The sequence below is a fragment of the Micromonospora sp. A202 genome, assembly GCF_006715105.1.
In the GTDB taxonomy this organism is placed as follows: Bacteria; Actinomycetota; Actinomycetes; order Mycobacteriales; family Micromonosporaceae; genus Micromonospora; species Micromonospora zamorensis.
Map to the genome: position 1 here is coordinate 6,353,859 of NZ_VFMP01000001.1, position 19,514 is coordinate 6,373,372.

Below are 19,514 nucleotides of genomic sequence, written 5' to 3' on the forward strand. Positions count from 1 at the left end.
GATCGGAGGCTGCGCGGACGACAGGACTTTACCTACCATGAGTCCGGCTCGGGTTACCCAGCGCTGTCAGGAGGCCGAGTGTCCACCGTCGTCATCAAGCGTCCGCCACGTCGACCAGCGCCGGAGATCCCCGGCGGCGAGCTGCCGGTCGAGGCCCCACCGGAGATTCCCGTGGTGGCCGGCGGGCGGTGGCAGCAGATGCTCATGCTGCTGCCCATGCTCGGCGGCACGGTGGCAATGGCCATGATGTTCGGCCGGGGCGGTGGCGCCTATTCGTACGTGGTGGGTGGGATGTTCGGGCTGTCCTCGCTGGCGATGTTGGTGACGTCCTGGGGCAGCGCCTCCGGCACCCCGAAGAAGTCCGAGATGATGGCCGCCCGCAGGGAGTACCTGCGGCACCTGGCCACGCTGCGCCGGCGGGTACGGCGGACCGCCGGGCAGCAGCGGGCCGGGCTCTTCTACCGGCACCCGGACCCGGGCGGGCTCTGGTCGACGGTGGACAGCCACCGGGTCTGGGAGCGGCGCCCCGCCGACCCGGACTTCGCGGTGGTGCGGGTCGCCGTCGGGCCACAGACACTGGCCACCCCGCTCGTCCCACCGGTCACCCGGCCACTGGAGGAGCTGGAGCCGATGACCGCCGGCGCGTTGCGTCGCTTCCTGGACGCGTACTCCGTGGTGCCGGACCTGCCGGTGGCGCTGTCGCTGCGCAGCTTCGCCCGGGTGCACGTCCGGCCTGCCGGCCGCACCGGGGGTGGCGGGCCGGCCATCAGCGGGCCGCCCACCGGCGACCCGGGGGCGCAGGCGCTGGCCCGGGCCGTGCTGACCCAACTCGCGGTCTTCCACGCCCCCGACGAGCTGCTCGTCGCGGTGTGCGCGGGACCGGAACGCCGCACCTGCTGGGAGTGGGTGAAATGGCTTCCGCACGCCCATCACCCCAGCCGCACCGACGCGCTCGGCCCGGTACGACTGGTGACCAGCTCCGCCGCCGAGCTGGAAGCGTTGCTGGCCGACGTGCTGGCCAGCCGCTCCCGGTTCAGCCCGGCCGGCCCGGCCACCGACGGCCCGCACGTGGTGGTGGTCCTCGACGGCGGCGAACTGACCGGGGCCAGTGACCTCACCGGTGACGGCGGCATCGACGCGGTCACCGTGCTGGACCTGGACACTCCGCCGCCCCGGCTGCTCGACCGGTACGCGCTGCTGCTGGAGCTGCACGGCCGGAGACTGCACTCGCGGTCGTCCGACGGGCATGCCGAGGTGGGCATCGCCGACCAGCTCGACCTCGCCGACGCCGAGGCGGTCGCCCGACGGTTGGCGCCGCTCCGGCTCGCCGGTACGGCACGCGGGCCGGACGCCCCGCTCCAGGCCGACCTTGGCCTTCCCGAGCTGCTCGGTCTCGGCGACCCGGAGAGCTTCACGGCCGAGCAGGGCTGGCTGCCACGCTCGGCGCGGGAGCGGCTGCGGGTGCCGATCGGGGTGGGCACCGACGGCGGTGCCATCGAACTGGACCTCAAGGAGTCCGCCCAGGACGGGATGGGCCCGCACGGCCTGCTCATCGGGGCGACCGGTTCCGGCAAGTCCGAGCTGCTCCGCACGCTGGTGCTGGGGTTGGCGGCCACGCACAGCTCCGAGCAGCTCAACTTCGTGCTGGTCGACTTCAAGGGTGGTGCCACCTTCACCTCGTTCGACCGGCTGCCGCACACCGCGGCCGTGATCACCAACCTGGCCGACGCGTTGCCCCTGGTCGACCGGATGGTCGACGCCATCAACGGGGAGCTGGTCCGCCGCCAGGAGCTGCTGCGGCGCGCCGGCAACTTCGCCAGCGTGCGCGACTACGAGCGGGCCCGGGCGGCCGGCAGCCCACTGGCCCCGCTGCCGTCGCTGCTGCTGATCTGCGACGAGTTCTCCGAGCTGCTCTCCGCCAAGCCCGACTTCATCGACCTGTTCGTGCAGATCGGCCGGCTGGGCCGGTCCCTCGGTGTGCACCTGCTGCTCGCCAGTCAGCGACTTGAGGAGGGACGGCTTCGCGGGCTGGACACCCATCTGTCGTACCGGATCGGACTGCGCACCTTCTCCGCACTGGAGTCCCGCACGGTGCTCGGGGTGCCGGACGCGCACGAGCTGCCCCGCTCGCCCGGCCACGGCTACCTGCGCGCCGGCACCGACCCGCTGGCCCGGTTCAAGGCCGCGTACGTCTCCGGTGCCGTCCGCCGTCGGAGCGCGACGGCCGGCGTCGCCGTCGAGGGCGGCGCGCGGCTGCTCACCTTCACCACCCACGTCGTGCCGGTCCCCGAGCCGACCGCCCCGGTCGTGCCCGTCGTCGCCGAGGAGGAGGGCAGGGGCACACTGCTCGACCTGCTGGTGGACCGGCTCGTCGGGCAGGGCCCACCGGCGCACCAGGTCTGGCTCCCGCCGCTCGGTCAGCCGCCGACCCTGGACGAGCTGCTCGGCCCGGTCGAGGTGAACCCGCAACGCGGCCTGACAGTGGGCAACCCGGAGCTGCACGGCGCACTCGGCGTGCCGCTGGCCGTCGTGGACAAGCCGTTGGAGCAACGCCGGGACCTGCTCTGGCTGGCCCTGGACGGCGCCGCCGGGCACGTCGCGCTGGTCGGCGCGCCGCAGAGCGGCAAGTCCACAGCGCTGCGCACGCTGATCTGCGCGCTGGCGCTCACCCACACACCGGCCGAGGTGCAGGTCTACTGCCTGGACTTCGGTGGTGGCGGGTTGGCCGCGCTGCGCGACCTTCCGCACGTGGGCGGGGTCACCGGCCGGGCCGACCCGACCGCCGTCCGGCGCACCGTCGGCGAGATGACCACCCTGCTGGCCGATCGGGAGCGCCGCTTCGCGGAGCTGGGCGTGGAGTCGATGGCCACGTACCGGCAGCGCCGCGCCGCGGCGGGAACGACCAACCAGCCGGGCACCGACCCGTTCGGTGACGTGTTCCTGGTGATCGACGGTTGGAGCACCGTCCGAGGCGAGTACGACGACCTGGAGCCCCTGGTCACCGACCTGGCCACCCGGGGCCTGTCGTACGGGCTGCACGTGGTCGCCACCGCTCTGCGCTGGCTGGACTTCCGCCCGGCGATCCGGGACCTGTTCGGCTCCCGCCTGGAGTTGCGCCTCGGCGACCCGTCCGACTCGCTCGTGGCCAGGCGTGCGGCGGCGAACGTGCCGGAGCGTCCGGGTCGAGGGGTGACCGCGGAAGGGCTGCACTTCCTCACCGCGCTACCTCAGCTCGCCGCCACCAACGGGGACACCGCCGACCTGGTCAAACGGGCTGCCGACGGGTGGGCGGGTCCTCCGGCGCCCCGGGTCCGGCTGCTCCCGCCCGTGCTGCCGTACGCCGATCTGGACCTCGCCGCGACGACCGGGCTGCGCTTGCCGATCGGGATCGCGGAGGCGGACCTGCGCCCGGTGCTGCTCGACTTCGCCACCGAGCCACATTTCGTGATCTTCGGGGACTCGGAGTGCGGCAAGTCCTCGTTCCTGCGCGCGCTGGCCACGTCGATCACGACCCGGTTCACTCCCGAGCAGGCCCGGGTGATCCTGGTCGACTACCGGCGCAGCCTGCTGGGTGCCATCGAGACGCCACACCTGATCGGGTACGGCACCGCTGCGGCGCACACCGCCGAGCTGGTCGAGTCGGCCGCCGGCTATCTGGAACGGCGGGCCCCCGGGCCGGAGGTCACCCCGCAACAACTGCGGGACCGCTCCTGGTGGTCTGGCCCGGAGCTGTTCGTGCTGGTGGACGACTACGACCTGGTGGCGTCCGGTCCTGCGAACCCGCTGCGGGCGCTGGAGGAGCACCTGCCGCACGCCCGTGACGTCGGGCTGCACCTGGTGCTGGCCCGTCGCTCCGGTGGCGCGGGCCGTGCCCAGTACGAGCCGATAGTGCAGCGACTGCGGGAGCTGTCCACAGCTGGTCTGGTGATGGCGGGCAGCCCCGAGGAGGGCGCACTCGTCGGATCGGTGCGACCCGGCCCGCTGCCGCCGGGCCGTGGCCGACTGGTCACCCGGCGAGAGGGCGTACGCCTCGTTCAGCTCGCGCAACTTCCGCCACCGTGACCTGACTCGCCGGTTCTTCCCGTGACAGGTGGGGAAACCGGTAATCTCCGATCGTCATGGTTCCGTCGGGATGAATGGCTGAGGATGTGACTGGGGTTCGGCACAGCGGTCCGTCAGTGGCCCGCCGGACGGCAGGCCGGGCGCTGCTCGGTGTGGCCGCGGCGCTCGCTGTCGTGGCCCCGACCGCGGCGGCCGCCCCCGTCGCCGCGCCCACCAACGGCGGACAGCTCGCCGGCGCGCCGATGGCGTTCGCCCCCGGTGACACCGTCACCCGCACCGACCAGGTCCGCGACGAGCAGTGGCAGCTCGACGAGTTGCGGGCCGACACGGCCTGGCGCAGCTCGACCGGCCGGGGCGTGATCGTCGCGGTGGTCGACTCCGGAGTGGACGGCAACCATCCCGACCTGGTCGGCCAGGTGCTGCCCGGTAAGGATCTGGTCGGCCCCGCAGGTGGGGCTGGTCCGGATCCGGTGGGGCACGGCACGACCGTCGCCGGCCTGATCGCCGGGCGCAGCGACGACAAACGAGGCGTGGTCGGCCTGGCACCGGACGCCCGGATCCTGCCGGTCCGGGTGCTCGACGAGCAGAACCGCTACGACGACGCGTTGATCGTCGCCCAGGGGGTCCGGTGGGCCGTCGACAACGGTGCCCGCGTGATCAACCTGTCGCTGGGCGGCAGCGGCGACAGCCCGGCCCTGGCCGCGGCCCTGGACTACGCGTTCGTGCGGGACGTGGTCGTGATCGCCTGCACCGGCAACCTGGCGACCTCCACGAGCACCAAGGTCTGGTACCCGGCCCGCGAGCCTGGCGTGATCGCGGTCGCCGGCCTCGAACGCAGCAGCGACAACCTGTGGTCCGGGTCGATCACCGGCCAGGCGACGGTGCTCACCGCTCCCGCCAGCGGGCTCGTCGGCGCCAAGTCTCCCGACGGGTACTGGCGGGTGCAGGGCACCAGCTTCGCCGCGCCACTGGTGACGGCCACCGCCGCGCTGGTCCGCTCCCGCTACCCGCAGATGCCCGCCGGCGAGGTCGTCAACCGGTTGCTGGCCACCGCCCGGGACCTCGGCCCGACCGGGCGGGACGACCGCTTCGGGTACGGGGTGGTCGACCCGGTGGCCGCGCTGACCGCCCAGGTGCCGCCGGTGACCGCCAACCCACTGGACGACCAGACGTCGCCGGGCGTGACGGGTTTCGGCCCCGCCCCCGGCTCGGCCGACGACGAGCCGGTGGCCGGCGCCGGCAGCGACCCGCTCGGTCTCGCCGCACCCCGCCAGCAGACCAGGTGGACGGCCCGGGCGGCGGGCGGCCAGGACACCTCGGCACCGGAGCAGCTGTGGACCGGAGTCGTGCTGATCGTCGCCCTGGTCGGGGGCGCCGCCCTGGTGGTGCGCCGGCTCCGGCAACGGGCCCGCTGATCGCTGCCCACCGTCAGGCCTGACCGACCGCCCGGTCGGGTAGAACCGACGCATGAGTACGCACCGGCCGCCCACCCTCGCCCCCGCCGGCCAGCCGTCCTGGCGGCGGCGCCGACTTGATCCGGACCATTCGCTGGGTCTGCGGCTGACGCTGGCCGCGACGGCGGCGTTTCTGGTGTTGGTGCCCTTCGCGCTGCTCACACTGCTGGTGCTCGGCGCCTGGGCGCCGCTGCACCGGCTGGACACGGCGGTCACCCACGCGTTGCACGGTTACGCGCTCGATTACCCGGCCTGGGTCACGCTGATGCGGATCTGGACCGAGGTGTTCGCCCCGATGCCGCTGCGCGCCGTCGCACTGGTCCTGGTGATCTGGCTGCTGCGCCGGGGCGCCCGCCGGCTGGCCCTCTGGGCGACCACCACCATGGTGGTCGGTGGGCTGATCGGTCCGCTCCTCAAACTGCTCGTCGGCCGGGACCGGCCGGAGCTGCTAGACCCGGTGGCACGGGCCGCCGGTTACTCGTTCCCCTCCGGGCACGCGTCGAACGCCACCCTGGCCGCCGGGGTGCTTCTGCTGGTGTTCCTGCCGTTCGCCGGGCGGGGGGCGGCGCGGGTCGCGCTCTGGGCCGCCGCGCTGCTGATCACCGTGCTGACCGGGCTGAGCAGGGTGGCGCTCGGCGTGCACTTCGCCAGTGACGTGCTGGGCGGTTGGCTGCTCGGTGTGGCGGTGCTGGCGGCGACCACCGCCGCGTTCACCAGTTGGCGGGCGCACACCGGCCTCCGGCCGGTCCGACCCACCCGTGACGGCGTCGCTCCCGAGGTGGAGCGGCACCCGGGATCGGCCTGAGGCGTGCCGAGGAGGTCGGCAGGGTAATGGGCGGCACATGTCCGAGACCGCGCTCCAGATCGTCCGCCGGGTGCTGCTGCCGGTGTCCCTCCTGCTCGGCGTCATGGTCCTGCTCGGGATGCTGGTCACCCGCGTGTTCGCCCGAACCTGGCCGTTCACAGTGGAAGACGCGGTGAACCGGGAGTTGGCCGCCGACCGCACCGGCGGATGGAACGACGTCTCTCTGGTGTTCAGCACGCTGGCCAGCACCCAGATGATCGTCGTGGTCACGGTGTTGGTGGCGCTGGCGCTGCGGCTCTGGTTGAAGCGCTGGCGGGAGCCGCTGTTCCTGTGCGCGGCGGTGATCGCCCAGGCGCTGGTGTTCCTGCTGACCACGCTGGCGATCGATCGGCAGCGGCCGGCGGTGGAGCACATGGATGTCTCACCGCCCACGTCGAGCTTCCCGTCCGGGCACACCTCCGCGGCGGTGGCGCTCTACGTCGGCATTGCCGTGCTGATGGCGTTGCGGGCGCGCAGCACCGGGGCGAAGGTCGCCTGGTGGAGCCTGCTGCTGACGGTGCCGTTGGGGGTGGCGCTGACCCGGATGTACCGGGGGATGCACCACCCGAGCGACGTGGTGGCGTCCTTCCTCAACGGCGGCACCTGCGTCTTGATCATGGCTCGGGCCGTCCTCGACCGGGGGCTGCGGTGGGGGCGGGCGAAGCTGCCGACCGTGGGGCGGCCGGCGCTGTCGACCCGAAGCTGACCCCGCGCGGCTCTCAGGTGCACTCGCCGGTGGCGACCTGCCGGTTGCGTTCGGCGCCGGCCAACGCCACCGGGCGGGCCTCCGCGGCGGTCACCGCGAAGCCGGTGTTCGGGTCGTCGGCCGCCGCCGCGAAGATCACGCCGAGCACCACGCCGTTGGCGGAGAGCAGCGGGCCGCCGGAGTTGCCGCTGCGAACCAGCGCTCGGATGGTGTAGATCTCCCGGGTGACGTCGCCGGACGAGTAGATGTCCGGGCCTTTGATCCGGTCGACGTCGCGGACCCGCGCCGACTGCGCGTTGTAGGGGCCGTCGAGCGGGAAGCCCAGCACGATGGCGTCGGAGCCGCTGCCCGCGTTGCCGACGGCGAACCGCAGGGACGGGCCGGGCAGCCCGGGCACGAGCAGCACGGCCAGGTCCCGGTCCGGGTCGTAGACCACCACCTTGCCCTCGTACCGCTCGCCGCCCAGCTCCACAGCGACCGAGCGGGTGCCGGCGACGACGTGCGCGTTGGTCATCACCCGGTCGTCGGCGTACACGAAGCCGGAGCCCTCGATGCGGCGCGAACAGCTGGGCGCCGAGCCGAGCACCTTGACGACCGACTTCTGGCCGTTGACGACGACCTGCGAGCCGGCCAGTGCCGGGTCCGGTGGGTCGACCTGCCGGGCCCGGGTGGGCGTGAGGTCACCGAAGACGTCCGGGAACCCGTCGGTGTCGACGGTGTCCTCCAGCGCGGTCGACAACTGGTGGGCCTGCTCCGGCACGACCCGGTTGACCACCGAGATCAAGGCGCTGTTGCGCACCGCGGCGGCGAGCCAGGGCACCGAGGACGAGCCGAGCGGCACCGCGACCAGCCAGGCGAGCAGCAGCACCGCGAGCAGTGAGACGAACGCCCCACCCACGTCGTCGACCCGTTTGCCCACGTCGCTGGTGATGGTCTTACGCAGGTGCGAGCCGAGCCAACCCGCCAGCGCCTGCCCGACCACGGCCAACCCGAAGATCGCGACGAGCGAGATCAGAACGCGGGTGCCGGCATCCACGAACTGTCTGGCGAACAGCGGCCCGAGCTGGAGGCCCAGCAGCAGACCCAGGAAGAAGCCTGACAGCGACGTGATGCCGATGACGAAACCCTGGCGGTATCCGCTGATCGCGAACACGAGCATGAGCAGCAGGAGGACGAGATCCACGACGGACACGGGTCAAGCGTACGGGCAGTGCGCCTCCCAGATGACCATCGCTTGCCGAAGGTGACCGTGCGATCAGCGCAGGGCTGTCTCGTCCGCGTTGTCGGTGCCCGCCGAGGGCGCCGGCGTCGCCCCGCTCGGCGGGAGCTCGACCACCCGGCCGTGCGGCCACGGACGCGCCCAGCCCCCCATCTCCAGGAGGGTGGCCAGCACCCCGGCAGTGAAGCCCCAGACGAGCATTCCGCGCGCCGAGAACGCCGGCCCGATCCAGCCGCTCGGGTGGCGGACCCGCATTCGGTTGGCCGGGTCGACCAACTCGCTGACCGGCAACCGGGCGACGTGCGCCACCTCGGCCGGCTCCCGGGGGTGCACCGGGTGCGGGTCGTGCCACCAGGCCAACACCGGGGTGACCACGAAGTCGCTGACCGGGATCCACAGTTTCGGCAGCTCGGCCAGCACGGTCACGCTGGTCGGGTCGAGACCGACCTCCTCGTTCGCCTCGCGCAGGGCGGTGGCGCGGACGTCGGCGTCCTCCGGGTCGGCAGCGCCGCCGGGAAAGGCCGGCTGGCCGGCGTGGTTGCGCAGGGTGGCGGCGCGTTGCAGCACCAGCACGTCGGGGCCTTCACCCGGTTGCTCACCGAGCAGCACCAGCACGGCGCTCTCCCGACCGCCCTCGGCCGGCGTGGTCAGCCGGGTGAAGTCCTCGGCGCGGGCGGTGCCGAGCCGGGTCAGCAGGGGCTCGATCCACTCGGGTGGTCGACGGGTCACGCCGGCACCGCCAGGCCGAGGTGCTGGCGGACCAGCTTGGCGAGCTGGGCATCGTCGAGCGCGCCGGTGGCGTCGATGTGCCGGATCTGGCCCTGCGCGTCGACGAAGAGGGTGAGCGGGAAGGCGTTGCGCTTCAACTCCCGTTGCAGCGCGTCGCCCTGGTCGACCAGGATCGGGAAGCGTACGCCGAAGTCCTCGCCGATGGACTGGGCGCCGCCCCGGCTGTCGCGGGTGTTCACCCCGACCACCTGGAGGTGGCCGGCGGTCCGTTCGCTCAGCCGTTGGAAGGCGGGCAGTTCCTTGCGGCACGGCCCGCACCAGGACGCCCAGACGTTGATCACGGCCGGCCCGGCCACGTCCCGCAGGGCGACGGGGGCGCCGCCGGTGAAGCAGGACAGCGTCAGCTCCGGCAGCGCCTTTCCACCGGCGGCGGCCGTCGTGCCGGTCGTGGTGGGGGCCGTCGTCGCGGTCGACGTCGGCGCGGTGCCGAGCTTCGAACAGTCCCGGAACGGCGACGGCCGCTCAGCGGCGGCCGGCGGCTGGGGGGCCGGGTCGTCGTCGGCCTTTCCTGCGGTGCAGCCGGCGACGACCAGCAGCAGCGGCAGGACGAGCAGGGTGAGCCGCCGGTTCACGGCACCTCCGCGGCGATCGCCTGTGCGGGCACCAGCTCCGGGTCGACCCCGGCCGCCACCGCCAGGTCACGCGCCCGAGGGCCCTTGAGAAGCTTCGCGGCGGCTGCCGGATCGGTGGGCCCGGTGCCGTACGAGGGGCAGAGCTTCGCGAGTGTGCACGCCCCGCAGGCGGGCTTGCGGGCATGGCAGACCCGTCGCCCGTGGAAGATGATCCGGTGCGACAGCATCGTCCAGTCGCGCTTCGGGTAGAGAGCGCCGACCGCATGCTCGATCTTGACCGGGTCGGTCTCGGTGGTCAGCCGCCACCGGTGGACCAGCCGCTGGAAGTGTGTGTCGACGGTGATGCCCGGGACGTCGAACGCGTTGCCGAGGATCACGTTGGCGGTCTTGCGGCCGATGCCGGGCAGGGTCACCAGGTCGACGAGCCGGCCCGGGACCTGGCCGTCGTACCGGTCGAGGAGCGCCTGGCCGAGCTTGAGCAGCGAGTCGGTCTTGTTGCGGTAGAACCCGGTGGGCCGGATCAGCTCCTCCATCTCGGCCCGGTCGGCCCCGGCGTACGCGGCGGCGCTCGGGTAGCGGGCGAAGAGCTTGGGGGTGACCTCGTTGACCTTCTTGTCCGTGCACTGCGCGGAGAGGATGGTGGCGACGGCCAACTCCAGTGCGTTGGAGTGGTCCAGCTCACAATGCGCGTCGGGGTGCGTTTCGGTCAGCACTCGACCGATCTTGCGGGCACGGCGGGTGCGCCCGAGGTCGGTCTCGCTGGCGCCGGGAGGACTGTCGGTCACGACGGTCAGCCTACGTCGCGCCCCGGACGTTCCTGGCGGGTCAACCGCCGGCCGGCGGCGAGATCTTGCCCTGCCCGTCGAGCCGGGCGCCACCCTTGGGGAAGTCGGTGCGGCTCAGCTCGGTGACCAGGCCCAGGCCCCGGTCGTTCGGGTCCATCGTCGGCTTGCCGGCGTCGTTCATGTACGTCGAGGTGAACGAGCCACCGGCCCAGGTGCCGTCCGGCTTGAGCGACACCTTCAGCACCCCGCCCCAGCCGAGGCGGCCGTCGTTGTTCAGCGAGTTGCCGCCGCCGGCGAAGTTGCCCAGGCTGTACGCGATCAGCCGCCCCTGGTAGAACTCCATGCCGCGCAGCACGTGCGGCCCGTGCCCGACGATCAGGTCGGCGCCGGCGTCGATCATGGCGTGGGAGAACTTGACCGGGTCGCCCCGGTTCTCGCCCAGGAACATCTCGGTGCCCGGCTTGACCCGGGTCTTCTCCGCGCCCTCGCCACCCATGTGCACCTGCACCACGACCAGGTCGGCCATGGTGGCGGCCTTGGCGACCACCGTCTTCGCCTTGGCGATGTCGACCAGGCTGTTGGACCAGACGTACGACGAGAAGCCGGCCACGGCGACCTTGACGCCCTTGACGTCGACCACGGTGATCTGGTCCGGGGCACCAGTGTGCTTGAGGTCGTACTTCTCCAGCGCCTTCTGGGTGTTCTGGTAGCCCTTCGGCCCGTAGTCGTAGCCGTGGTTGTTGGCCTGGTTGAGCACGTCGAAACCCGCGTCACGCAGGTGTGCGGCGTATTCCGGCGGGGCCCGGAACTGGAAGCAGCGGGTGGAGTTGGCCCCGCACTTGCCGGTGCCGGTGTCCACCGTCAACGGCTCCTCCAGGTTGCCCATCACCAGGTCGGCCTTGAGCGCCTCGGTGACCGAGGTGAAGAAGCCCTTGCCGCCGGCTGAGGGCAGCCGGCTCGGCGCGTTGCCCATGATGATGTCGCCGGTGGCGGAGAGCGAGATCGCGCCACCCACGCCGGAGGTCGCGCCCCCGCTGGCATCCGGGCCGGCCGTGGCCACCGGAGCGCCCGTGCCACCACCACCGGCGCCGGGCTGCCACACGGGGGCCTCGCCGCCCGCATCGGAGCAGCCGGCGACGAGCAGGGCGGCCAGCAGCGCGGCGAGGGCGATGCGGCGACGCGGGCGGAACGCAGGGAGGGCGGGAGCATACATCGCCCGCGACGCTACCTGTCGGCAAACGCGCCGACGACAGCCGATCGGTCGAATCTTCAGCTGGTCAGCTGGTCCGACCAGGGCACGACCGTCCGGGAACCCCCGGCGAGCACCGCCGCGTGCACCGCGCGAGCCAGCGGGGCGCCCCAACTGGAGCGCGGTCCCCCGTACGCGGCCTCGGGCCCGTCGACCGGGCAGAGGACGGTGACCGCGTCGGTCGGGGTGCCGGTCCCCGGCAGTCCCAGCTCGCTGATCGCCTGGGTCTTCGCCTCGGTCGCGGTGGCCACCGCGTTGACCAGTGCCGAGTCGGCGAGCCGCGCCGGCACGTACACCACGATGTTGACCGTGCCGACCCGCTGGACGAGCCCGGCCGGAGCTGGCGCGGCCGCGAGCACCGGCGTGCCGAGCCCGACCGTCGCCCAGGCCCGCACGCCGGTGTCGGTGCGCGCCACCACCTCGCCCACGTCCACCCCGGTCAGCAGACCCACCCCGGGCCCGTCGAGGGCCAGGTCGGCGGCGAGGGCCGTCAGGTGCGCGGCGGGGTCACCCCGGTCGTACGACATCGGTACGGTCGCGTTCAGCACCCAGTGCCGGACGCCGATGCCACCGCCCAGTGGGCCGCTGCTGACAGCTCGTAGGGGCACTTCCGCGCGCCAGACGAGCAGCGGAATGTGAAGCCCATCTTCGGCGCGGCTGGTCAGGGTCGGCTCGCTCAGCACGTCGGGCAGGTTACGCCCACCGATCAAGATTCCAGGGGCGACCTCTGATTCGTGCTCACGTGCGCCTAGACTTGGCGGCGCGCGAGGGGATCAGCGGACGGCGGACCCGGCCGACGGACGGCACGCGTAAGCGGAGGTGCGCGATGGACGAGGTACTGGCCCGCAGCGGGATCTTCCAGGGTGTTGACCCGGAAGCTGCCGAGGCGCTTGCCAAGGAGATGGAGACGATCGAGGTCCGCAAGGGCGAGATCGTCTTCAATGAGGGCGAGCCCGGTGACAGCCTCTATATCCTGCTGTCCGGGAAGATCAAGGTTGGTCGCCGCGCAGCGGACGGCCGACAGAACCTGATCGCGGTGATGGGGCCGTCGGACATGGTTGGTGAGCTGTCGCTCTTCGACCCTGGCCCACGTACGGCGACCGCCACCGCGGTGACCGACACCCGGCTGGTGCGACTGCGCAAGCAGGCGCTGCGGCCGTGGCTGAACAACCGCCCGGAGATCGCCGAGCAGTTGCTGCGGGTGCTCGCCCGGCGGCTGCGTCGGACCAACGACTCGCTCGCCGACCTGATCTTCACGGACGTGCCGGGCCGGGTCGCCAAGAACCTGCTCCAGATGGCTGGGCGGTTCGGCACCCGCGACGGCGGTGTCCTGCGGGTGACCCACGACCTCACCCAGGAGGAGATCGCCCAGCTCGTCGGCGCCTCGCGGGAGACGGTCAACAAGGCGCTCGCCGACTTCGCCTCGCGCGGCTGGCTGCGTCTGGACGGCAAGAGCATCATCATCCTGGACCCGGAGCGCCTGGCCCGTCGCGCCCGCGTCTGAGCGGTACGTCGCGTCCCCGCCTTCCGTCACCGACGGACGGCGGGGACGTTTCGTCTCCCCGGCGCAAAAATGCTGGCTCGGGGCGGCCGAAGCGGTGAGGGTGGAGCCCCGGTGAACAGCGTTGCGGTGCTCTCCGACATCCACGGAGTGCTGCCCGACGCCGACGCGCTGGCCGTCTTCGGCCCACGCGACGGCCGTTGACCCGGCCGGTCGGGGACCTGGGTCAGCGTCCTTTGGAGCTGAGTCGTCTGCGACATCGGCCGGCGCGTTCGGCTGGATGACTCGTTTGCGATATCAGCTCCACAGCGAGCCAACAGTCCGTAACCCACCCCCCTGAGCCGCGTCCCCCGCGCCGAGCGACACAGAAAAAGTCAGTCTTGACTGTTTGTTTCTCAGGCCGCAGGCTGTTCGCGTGTCCCCCGCATCAACCCGCGTCCCTCAGCAGGAACGCAGCCGCGCCACTCAGGCCCGGCTGCTGGAGGCGACCGTCGACTGCCTGATCGAGCACGGCTGGTCCGGCACCACGACCACCGTCGTCGCCGCGCGCGCCGGTGTCTCGCGCGGGGCCCAGCTGCACCACTACCCGACGAAGGCCGCGCTGGTAACGGCCGCCGTGGCCCATCTCGCCGAGCGACGGGCCGCCGAGTTGCGCAGCGAAGCCGAAGCCCTGCCGGCCGGGCCGCAGCGGCTGGACCGGGTCATCGACCTGCTTGGCGTGGCGTTCACCGGGCCGCTGTTCGTGGCCGCTCTCGAGCTCTGGGTCGCCGCCCGCACCGATCGGGAACTCCGGGACGCCCTGGTGCCGTTGGAGGCGATGGTCGGCCGGGAGATGCACCGGCTCACCGTTGCCCTGCTGGGCGTCGACGAGCGTCGACCCGGCGTCCGCGAGGCGGTGCAGGCCACCCTCGACCTGCTGCGCGGGCTCGGGGTGGCCAACCTGCTCAGCGATGACTCGGCCCGTCGTACCGCCCTGTTGACCACCTGGAAACGCCAGCTCGCCACCCTGCTCACGCCCTGACCGCCGGCCGCACCGGCCACCACCGACCGGAGGCACCATGGTCGACCTCACCGACCTGCTCGCGGATCTGGCCGCCGAGTCCGCCCAGCTCGATGCCCTGGTGGCTCCGCTGCCGGCCACCGACTGGGCCCGGCCAACCCCTGCGCAGGGCTGGAGCATCGGGCACCAGATCGCCCACCTCGCCTGGACCGACCATGTGGCGTTGCTCGCCGCCACCGATCCCGAGGCGTTCTACGCGACGGTGACCACCGCCCCGGACGCGACCCGGCTGGTCGACGCGGGCGCCGAGGAGTTCCTCGCGCCGCCGGTGGAGCTGCTCGAACGCTGGCGGGTCGGCCGGACGGCTCTGGCCGACGCGCTGGCCGCCGTTCCGGTCGGCGAGAAGCTGCCCTGGTACGGCACCCAGATGTCTGCCACCTCGATGGCGACGGCCCGGATCATGGAGACCTGGGCACACGGTGAGGACGTGGCCGACGCGCTCGGCGTCGTCCGTCCCGCCACTGACCGGCTCCGGCACGTCGCGCACCTCGGTGTGCGTACCCTCGGGCACGGCTTCGCCGCCCACGGCCGGGCGACACCGACGTCGCCGGTCCGGGTCGAGCTGCTCGGGCCCGGCGGCGACACGTGGAGCTGGGGTCCGGCGGACGCCGCCGACCGACTGAGCGGCCCGGCACGGGACTTCTGCCTGCTGGTCACCCAGCGCCGCCACCGCGCGGACCTCGCCCTGGTCGCCACCGGCCCGGTCGCCGACGAATGGCTCGACGTGGCGCAGGCGTTCGCCGGCCCGCCGGGTGTCGGCCGCGAGCCGGCCAGCGCGGACGGAGCACGCGCGTGATCCGGATCGGCAACGCCTCCGGCTTCTACGGTGACCGGTTCACCGCCTGGCGGGAGATGCTCGACGGCGGCGAGCTGGACGTGTTGACCGGCGACTACCTGGCCGAGTTGACCATGCTGATTCTCGCCCGGGACCGGTTGCGCGACCCCGACCTGGGCTACGCGAAGACGTTCCTCCGTCAACTGGAGACCTGTCTCGGCACCGCCCTCGACCGTGGGGTGCGGATCGTGACCAACGCCGGCGGGTTGAACCCGGCCGGCCTGGCCGCAGCCATCGACACCCTGGCCACCCGGTTGGGCCTGCCCGCCAAGGTGGGGTACGTCGAGGGCGACACGATCCAACGCCCGGACGCGCTGAGCGCGAACGCCTACCTCGGCGCGTTCGGCATCGCCGCCTGCCTGGACGGCGGCGCGGACGTGGTGGTCACCGGCCGGGTCACCGACGCGTCGCTGGTGGTCGGCCCGGCCATCGCCCGGTACGGGTGGGGCCGCGACGACCTCGACCAGCTGGCCGGGGCGACAGTCGCTGGGCATCTCATCGAGTGCGGCGCGCAGGTCACCGGTGGCAACTTCAGCTTCTTCACCGAGCTGCCCGACGGCGGGCACCGGCCCGGCTTCCCGATCGCCGAGGTGTCCGCCGACGGCTCGACGGTGCTCACCAAGCATCCGGGCACCGGTGGCGCGGTCACCGTGGAGACGGTCACCGCACAACTGCTCTACGAGGTCGGTGGGCCGGCGTACCTGGGACCGGACGTGGTCGCCCGACTGGACACGGTGACGTTGCGCCCCGACGGGCCGGACCGGGTCCGGGTCTCCGGCGTCCGGGGCACCCCGCCACCGCCCACGCTGAAGGTGGGCGTCAACAACCTCGGCGGCTTCCGCAACTCGATGACGTTCGTCCTCTGCGGACTGGACATCGAGGCGAAGGCGGCGCTGGTCCGCGGGCAGGTCGAGGAGTCGGTCGGCAAGGACGGCCTGGAGTTCGTGCTGGCCCGGACCGACCACCCGGACGCCGCCGACACCGAGGCGGCCAGCGCCCTGCTGCACGTCCACCTGCGCGACGGCGACAAGGCGCGGGCCGGCCGGGCCTTCTCAGCCGCCGCCGTGGAGTTGGCCCTGGCCTCGTACCCGGGCTGCACGTTGACCACCCTGCCGGGCGACGCGACACCGTACGGCGTCTTCACCGCCGACGTGGCGCCGCAGGACGCGGTGCCACACATGGCGGTGCTGCCCGGCGGCGCGCGGGTCCCGATCGCCCCGCCGATCCGCACCGCGCCCATCTCGGCGGCCGAGACGGCTCCGGAGGGCGACGCGACCCACGACGGTCCCACCCGGCGCGGCCCGCTCGGTGAGCTGGCCGGTGCGCGTTCCGGGGACAAGGGCGGGGACGCCAACCTCGGCGTCTGGGCGCGCAACGACGAGGCGTACGCGTGGCTGCGCGGCTGGTTGACAGTCGCGCGGCTGGCCGAGCTGCTGCCGGAGACCGCGCCGCTGTCGGTGCGGCGCTATGACCTGCCGAACCTGCGCGCGGTCAACTTCGTGATCGAGGGCCTGCTCGGTGCGGGGGTGGCCGCGTCCACCCGGTTCGACCCGCAGGCGAAGGCGCTCGGTGAGCTGCTGCGCGCCCGGATCGTCGACCTGCCCGCCGACGCGCCGACGGGGGCGGCGCGATGAGCATCGTGGACACTCCGGAACGGCGGCAGCTGCGGGAGCTGACCCGCGCCTTCGTGACCCGCGAGGTGCTGCCGCACCTTGACGACTGGGAACGGGCCGGCGAGGTGCCGAGAGCCCTGCACGCCACCGCCGCGAAGCTGGGCCTGCTCGGCGTCGGCTTCCCCGAATCGGTCGGCGGCAGCGGCGGTGACCTGCTCGACTCGATCATCGTGACCGAGGAGGTGATCCGCTCCGGCGGCTCGTCCGGCCTGATCGCGGCCCTGTTCACGCACGGCATCGCCCTGCCGCACATGGTGGCGGCCGCCGGTGTGAGCATCGGCGGCTCGCTGGGCGGCCGGCTCGGTGGCACCTCGGCGCCCGGCGACGACGACCTGGTCCAGCGGTACGTCCGGCCGACCCTGGCCGGCACGATGATCGGGGCGTTGGCGATCACCGAGCCGGACGGCGGTTCGGACGTGGCCGGCATTCGCACCACCGCCCGCCGCGACGGCGACCACTACGTGGTGAACGGGTCGAAGACGTACATCACCAGCGGCCACCGGGCGGACTTCGTGACCACGGCGGTCTGCACCGACTTCCCCGGCAGCGGCGAGCTCACCCTGCTAGTCATCGACAAGGGGCTGCCCGGGTTCACGGTAGGGCGCCGGCTGGAGAAGCTGGGCTGGCACTGCTCGGACACCGCCGAGCTGTCGTTCGTCGACGTGCGGGTGCCGGTGGCCAACCGGATCGGCGCGGAGGACACCGGCTTCCTGGCGATCATGCAGAACTTCGCCGCGGAACGACTCTCGCTGGCCACCCAGGCGTACGCCACCGCGCAGCGCTGCGTCGAGTTGGCGGTGCGCTGGTGCCGGGACCGGGAGACCTTCGGGCGTCCGCTGGCCAGCCGGCAGGTGGTCCGGCACCGGCTGGCCGAGATGCACACCCGCGCCGAGGCCGCCCGGGCGTACGTGCACGAGGTCGCCGTTCGGGTGGCGGCCGGTGAGCCGGTGGTGACCGAGGTGGCGATGGCCAAGAACGTGGCGGTGGCCGCCTGCGACGAGGTCGTCGACCAGGCGTTGCAGTTGCACGGCGGGTTCGGCTACATGCGCGACGCCGAGGTGGAGCGGCACTACCGCGACGCCCGGATCCTCGGCATCGGCGGCGGCGCCACCGAGATCATGAACGAGATCATCGTGAAGGGGATGGGCCTGTGACCACACTGGACACCACGGTCGATCCGTCCGCGCCCGGCTTCGTGGCGAACCGGACGGCGCTGCTGGAACGGCTCGCCGAGCTGGACGCGGCGCTGGACCAGGCCCGCGCGGGCGGCGGCGAGAAGTACGTGGCCCGGCACCACAAGCGGGGCAAGCTGCTGGCCCGGGAGCGGATCGAGCTGCTGGTGGACGCCGACAGCCCGTTCCTGGAGCTGTCGCCGGTCGCCGCGTACGGCACGGACTTCCCGGTGGGCGCCAGCGTGGTCACCGGCATCGGCGTGGTCGAGGGCGTGGAGTGCCTGATCGTCGCGAACGACCCGACGGTACGCGGCGGCGCGGTCAACCCGTGGTCGCTGGCGAAGACGCGGCGGGCCGGTGAGATCGCGCTGGCCAACCGGCTGCCAATGGTCAACCTGGTCGAGTCGGCCGGGGCGGACCTGCCCACCCAGGCGGAGATCTTCATCCCGGGTGGTCGGGTGTTCCGTGACCTGACCCGACTCTCGGCTGCGGGCATCCCCACGGTCAGCGTGGTCTTCGGCAACGCCACGGCCGGTGGCGCGTACGTGCCGGGGATGTCCGACCACGTGATCATGATTCGGGACCGGTCACAGGTCTACCTGGCCGGGCCGCCGCTGGTGAAGATGGCGACCGGCGAGGTCACCGACGACGAGTCGCTGGGCGGTGCGGCGATGCACGCCGGCACGTCCGGGCTCGCCGACCACCTGGCCGAGGACGAGCGGGACGGCATCCGGCTGGCCCGGCAGTGCGTACGACGGCTGAACTGGCGCAAGCACGGCCCGTCGCCCCGTACGGCGGTGCCGCAGCCGCCGAAGTACGACCCGGACGAGCTGCTCGGCATCGCCAGCGCCGACCTGAAGGTGCCGTTCGATCCCCGTGAGGTGCTGGCCCGGATCCTCGACGGCAGCGACTTCGACGAGTTCAAGCCCGCGTACGGGGGCGCGTTGGTCACCGGTTGGGGCGAGCTGCACGGCTACCCGGTGGGCGTACTGGCCAACGCCCGCGGTGTGCTGTTCAGCGAGGAGGCGCAGAAGACGGCTCAGTTCATCCAGCTCGCGAACGCCTCGAACACCCCGCTGATCTTCCTCCAGAACACCACCGGCTACATGGTCGGCACCGAGTACGAGCAGCGCGGCATCATCAAGCACGGCGCTTTGATGATCAACGCGGTGTCCAACTCGACGGTGCCGCACCTGACGGTGAACCTGGGCGCCTCCTACGGGGCCGGCAACTACGGCATGTGCGGCCGGGCGTACGACCCGAGGTTCCTGTTCACCTGGCCGAACGCCAAGTCGGCGGTGATGGGCCCGGCGCAGCTCGCCGGGGTGCTGTCCATCGTGGCCCGGCAGGCGGCGGCCGCACGGGGGCGCGACTACGACGAGGACTCCGACGCGGCGATGCGGATGATGGTCGAGCAGCAGATCGAGTCCCAGTCGGGCGCGCTGTTCCTCTCCGGCCGGCTCTACGACGACGGCGTGATCGATCCCCGGGACACACGGACCGTCCTCGGGCTCTGCCTCTCGGCGATCCACAACGGCCCGGTCAAGGGTGCCGACGGCTACGGCATCTTCCGGATGTGAGAGGCGAACTGAT

Annotated in this window: 16 protein-coding genes; 10 read left to right on the forward strand and 6 right to left on the reverse strand. The window is 72.6% G+C overall.

The genetic code is table 11. The annotated features are described in order from the left end of the window. Nucleotides 1-78 precede the first annotated feature (78 nt). The 4 genes from eccCa to FBZ33_RS29485 all read left to right on the forward strand — a co-directional run bounded on the left by eccCa (nt 79) and on the right by FBZ33_RS29485 (nt 7,066). Nucleotides 79-4,062, forward strand: coding sequence for a type VII secretion protein EccCa (gene eccCa, locus FBZ33_RS29470; protein WP_141911608.1), 3,984 nt, complete (start codon nt 79-81; stop codon nt 4,060-4,062). A 74-nt stretch (nt 4,063-4,136) separates the two neighbouring features. Further along, nucleotides 4,137-5,477: a type VII secretion-associated serine protease mycosin gene (gene mycP, locus FBZ33_RS29475; protein WP_141911610.1), complete on the forward strand. Its 1,341-nt coding sequence runs from the start codon at nt 4,137-4,139 to the stop codon at nt 5,475-5,477. A gap of 52 nt (nt 5,478-5,529) precedes the next feature. After that, the gene (locus tag FBZ33_RS29480; protein ID WP_141911612.1) at nt 5,530-6,321 is read left to right on the forward strand and encodes a phosphatase PAP2 family protein; all 792 of its coding nucleotides are present in this window, start codon (nt 5,530-5,532) and stop codon (nt 6,319-6,321) included. A gap of 37 nt (nt 6,322-6,358) precedes the next feature. Beyond that, the gene (locus FBZ33_RS29485; RefSeq protein ID WP_141911614.1) at nt 6,359-7,066 is read left to right on the forward strand and encodes a phosphatase PAP2 family protein; all 708 of its coding nucleotides are present in this window, start codon (nt 6,359-6,361) and stop codon (nt 7,064-7,066) included. A 13-nt stretch (nt 7,067-7,079) separates the two neighbouring features. Here the strand turns inward: FBZ33_RS29485 and FBZ33_RS29490 are convergent, their stop codons facing one another. From FBZ33_RS29490 to FBZ33_RS29515, 6 genes are all read right to left on the reverse strand, one after another. Continuing rightward, the gene (locus FBZ33_RS29490) at nt 7,080-8,258 is read right to left on the reverse strand and encodes a MarP family serine protease (protein ID WP_141911616.1); all 1,179 of its coding nucleotides are present in this window, start codon (nt 8,256-8,258) and stop codon (nt 7,080-7,082) included. 63 nt (nt 8,259-8,321) lie between these two features. Beyond that, entirely contained in the window at nt 8,322-9,014 is a 693-nt protein-coding gene (locus tag FBZ33_RS29495; RefSeq protein WP_141911618.1) for a CoA pyrophosphatase, read from the reverse strand. After that, complete coding sequence (locus FBZ33_RS29500; RefSeq protein ID WP_141911619.1) at nt 9,011-9,646, reverse strand: TlpA disulfide reductase family protein; 636 nt, start codon at nt 9,644-9,646, stop codon at nt 9,011-9,013. Before FBZ33_RS29500 ends, FBZ33_RS29495 begins: the two co-directional genes overlap by 4 nt. Then, nucleotides 9,643-10,431: an endonuclease III gene (gene nth, locus FBZ33_RS29505; protein ID WP_088950558.1), complete on the reverse strand. Its 789-nt coding sequence runs from the start codon at nt 10,429-10,431 to the stop codon at nt 9,643-9,645. Before nth ends, FBZ33_RS29500 begins: the two co-directional genes overlap by 4 nt. 40 nt (nt 10,432-10,471) lie before the next feature. Further along, nucleotides 10,472-11,644 carry a CapA family protein gene (locus FBZ33_RS29510; RefSeq protein WP_141911621.1) on the reverse strand — a complete coding sequence of 391 codons (1,173 nt, stop codon included), beginning with the start codon at nt 11,642-11,644 and terminating at the stop codon, nt 10,472-10,474. A 56-nt stretch (nt 11,645-11,700) separates the two neighbouring features. Beyond that, nucleotides 11,701-12,363, reverse strand: a complete 663-nt coding sequence (locus tag FBZ33_RS29515; RefSeq protein ID WP_141911623.1) for an adenosylcobinamide amidohydrolase — start codon at nt 12,361-12,363, stop codon at nt 11,701-11,703. Nucleotides 12,364-12,506: 143 nt separating this feature from the next. Here FBZ33_RS29515 and FBZ33_RS29520 point away from each other — a divergent pair, with 143 nt between their 5' ends. The 6 genes from FBZ33_RS29520 (at nt 12,507) to FBZ33_RS29545 (ending at nt 19,501) form a co-directional block, all read left to right on the forward strand. Then, nucleotides 12,507-13,184, forward strand: a complete 678-nt coding sequence (locus FBZ33_RS29520) for a Crp/Fnr family transcriptional regulator (protein WP_007466162.1) — start codon at nt 12,507-12,509, stop codon at nt 13,182-13,184. Between the two features lie 412 nt (nt 13,185-13,596). After that, entirely contained in the window at nt 13,597-14,202 is a 606-nt protein-coding gene (locus tag FBZ33_RS29525; protein ID WP_088950560.1) for a TetR/AcrR family transcriptional regulator, read from the forward strand. Between the two features lie 37 nt (nt 14,203-14,239). Then, nucleotides 14,240-15,037: a TIGR03084 family metal-binding protein gene (locus FBZ33_RS29530; protein ID WP_141911625.1), complete on the forward strand. Its 798-nt coding sequence runs from the start codon at nt 14,240-14,242 to the stop codon at nt 15,035-15,037. A 56-nt stretch (nt 15,038-15,093) separates the two neighbouring features. Beyond that, nucleotides 15,094-16,710, forward strand: a complete 1,617-nt coding sequence (locus FBZ33_RS29535) for an acyclic terpene utilization AtuA family protein (RefSeq protein ID WP_370453111.1) — start codon at nt 15,094-15,096, stop codon at nt 16,708-16,710. After that, entirely contained in the window at nt 16,707-17,903 is a 1,197-nt protein-coding gene (locus tag FBZ33_RS29540) for an acyl-CoA dehydrogenase family protein (RefSeq protein ID WP_088950563.1), read from the forward strand. Before FBZ33_RS29535 ends, FBZ33_RS29540 begins: the two co-directional genes overlap by 4 nt. Beyond that, the gene (locus FBZ33_RS29545) at nt 17,900-19,501 is read left to right on the forward strand and encodes an acyl-CoA carboxylase subunit beta (protein ID WP_141911629.1); all 1,602 of its coding nucleotides are present in this window, start codon (nt 17,900-17,902) and stop codon (nt 19,499-19,501) included. Before FBZ33_RS29540 ends, FBZ33_RS29545 begins: the two co-directional genes overlap by 4 nt. Nucleotides 19,502-19,514: the final 13 nt, after the last annotated feature.

Excerpts from the sequence above, each read along its gene's own strand:
- mycP (WP_141911610.1), top strand. The coding sequence starts at position 4,137 with ATGGCTGAGGATGTGACTGGGGTTCGGCACAGCGGTCCGTCAGTGGCC.
- FBZ33_RS29480 (WP_141911612.1), top strand. The coding sequence starts at position 5,530 with ATGAGTACGCACCGGCCGCCCACCCTCGCCCCCGCCGGCCAGCCGTCC.
- FBZ33_RS29485 (WP_141911614.1), top strand. The coding sequence starts at position 6,359 with ATGTCCGAGACCGCGCTCCAGATCGTCCGCCGGGTGCTGCTGCCGGTG.
- FBZ33_RS29510 (WP_141911621.1), bottom strand. The coding sequence starts at position 11,644 with ATGTATGCTCCCGCCCTCCCTGCGTTCCGCCCGCGTCGCCGCATCGCC.
- FBZ33_RS29520 (WP_007466162.1), top strand. The coding sequence starts at position 12,507 with ATGGACGAGGTACTGGCCCGCAGCGGGATCTTCCAGGGTGTTGACCCG.
- FBZ33_RS29530 (WP_141911625.1), top strand. The coding sequence starts at position 14,240 with ATGGTCGACCTCACCGACCTGCTCGCGGATCTGGCCGCCGAGTCCGCC.
- FBZ33_RS29535 (WP_370453111.1), top strand. The coding sequence starts at position 15,094 with ATGCTCGACGGCGGCGAGCTGGACGTGTTGACCGGCGACTACCTGGCC.
- FBZ33_RS29540 (WP_088950563.1), top strand. The coding sequence starts at position 16,707 with ATGAGCATCGTGGACACTCCGGAACGGCGGCAGCTGCGGGAGCTGACC.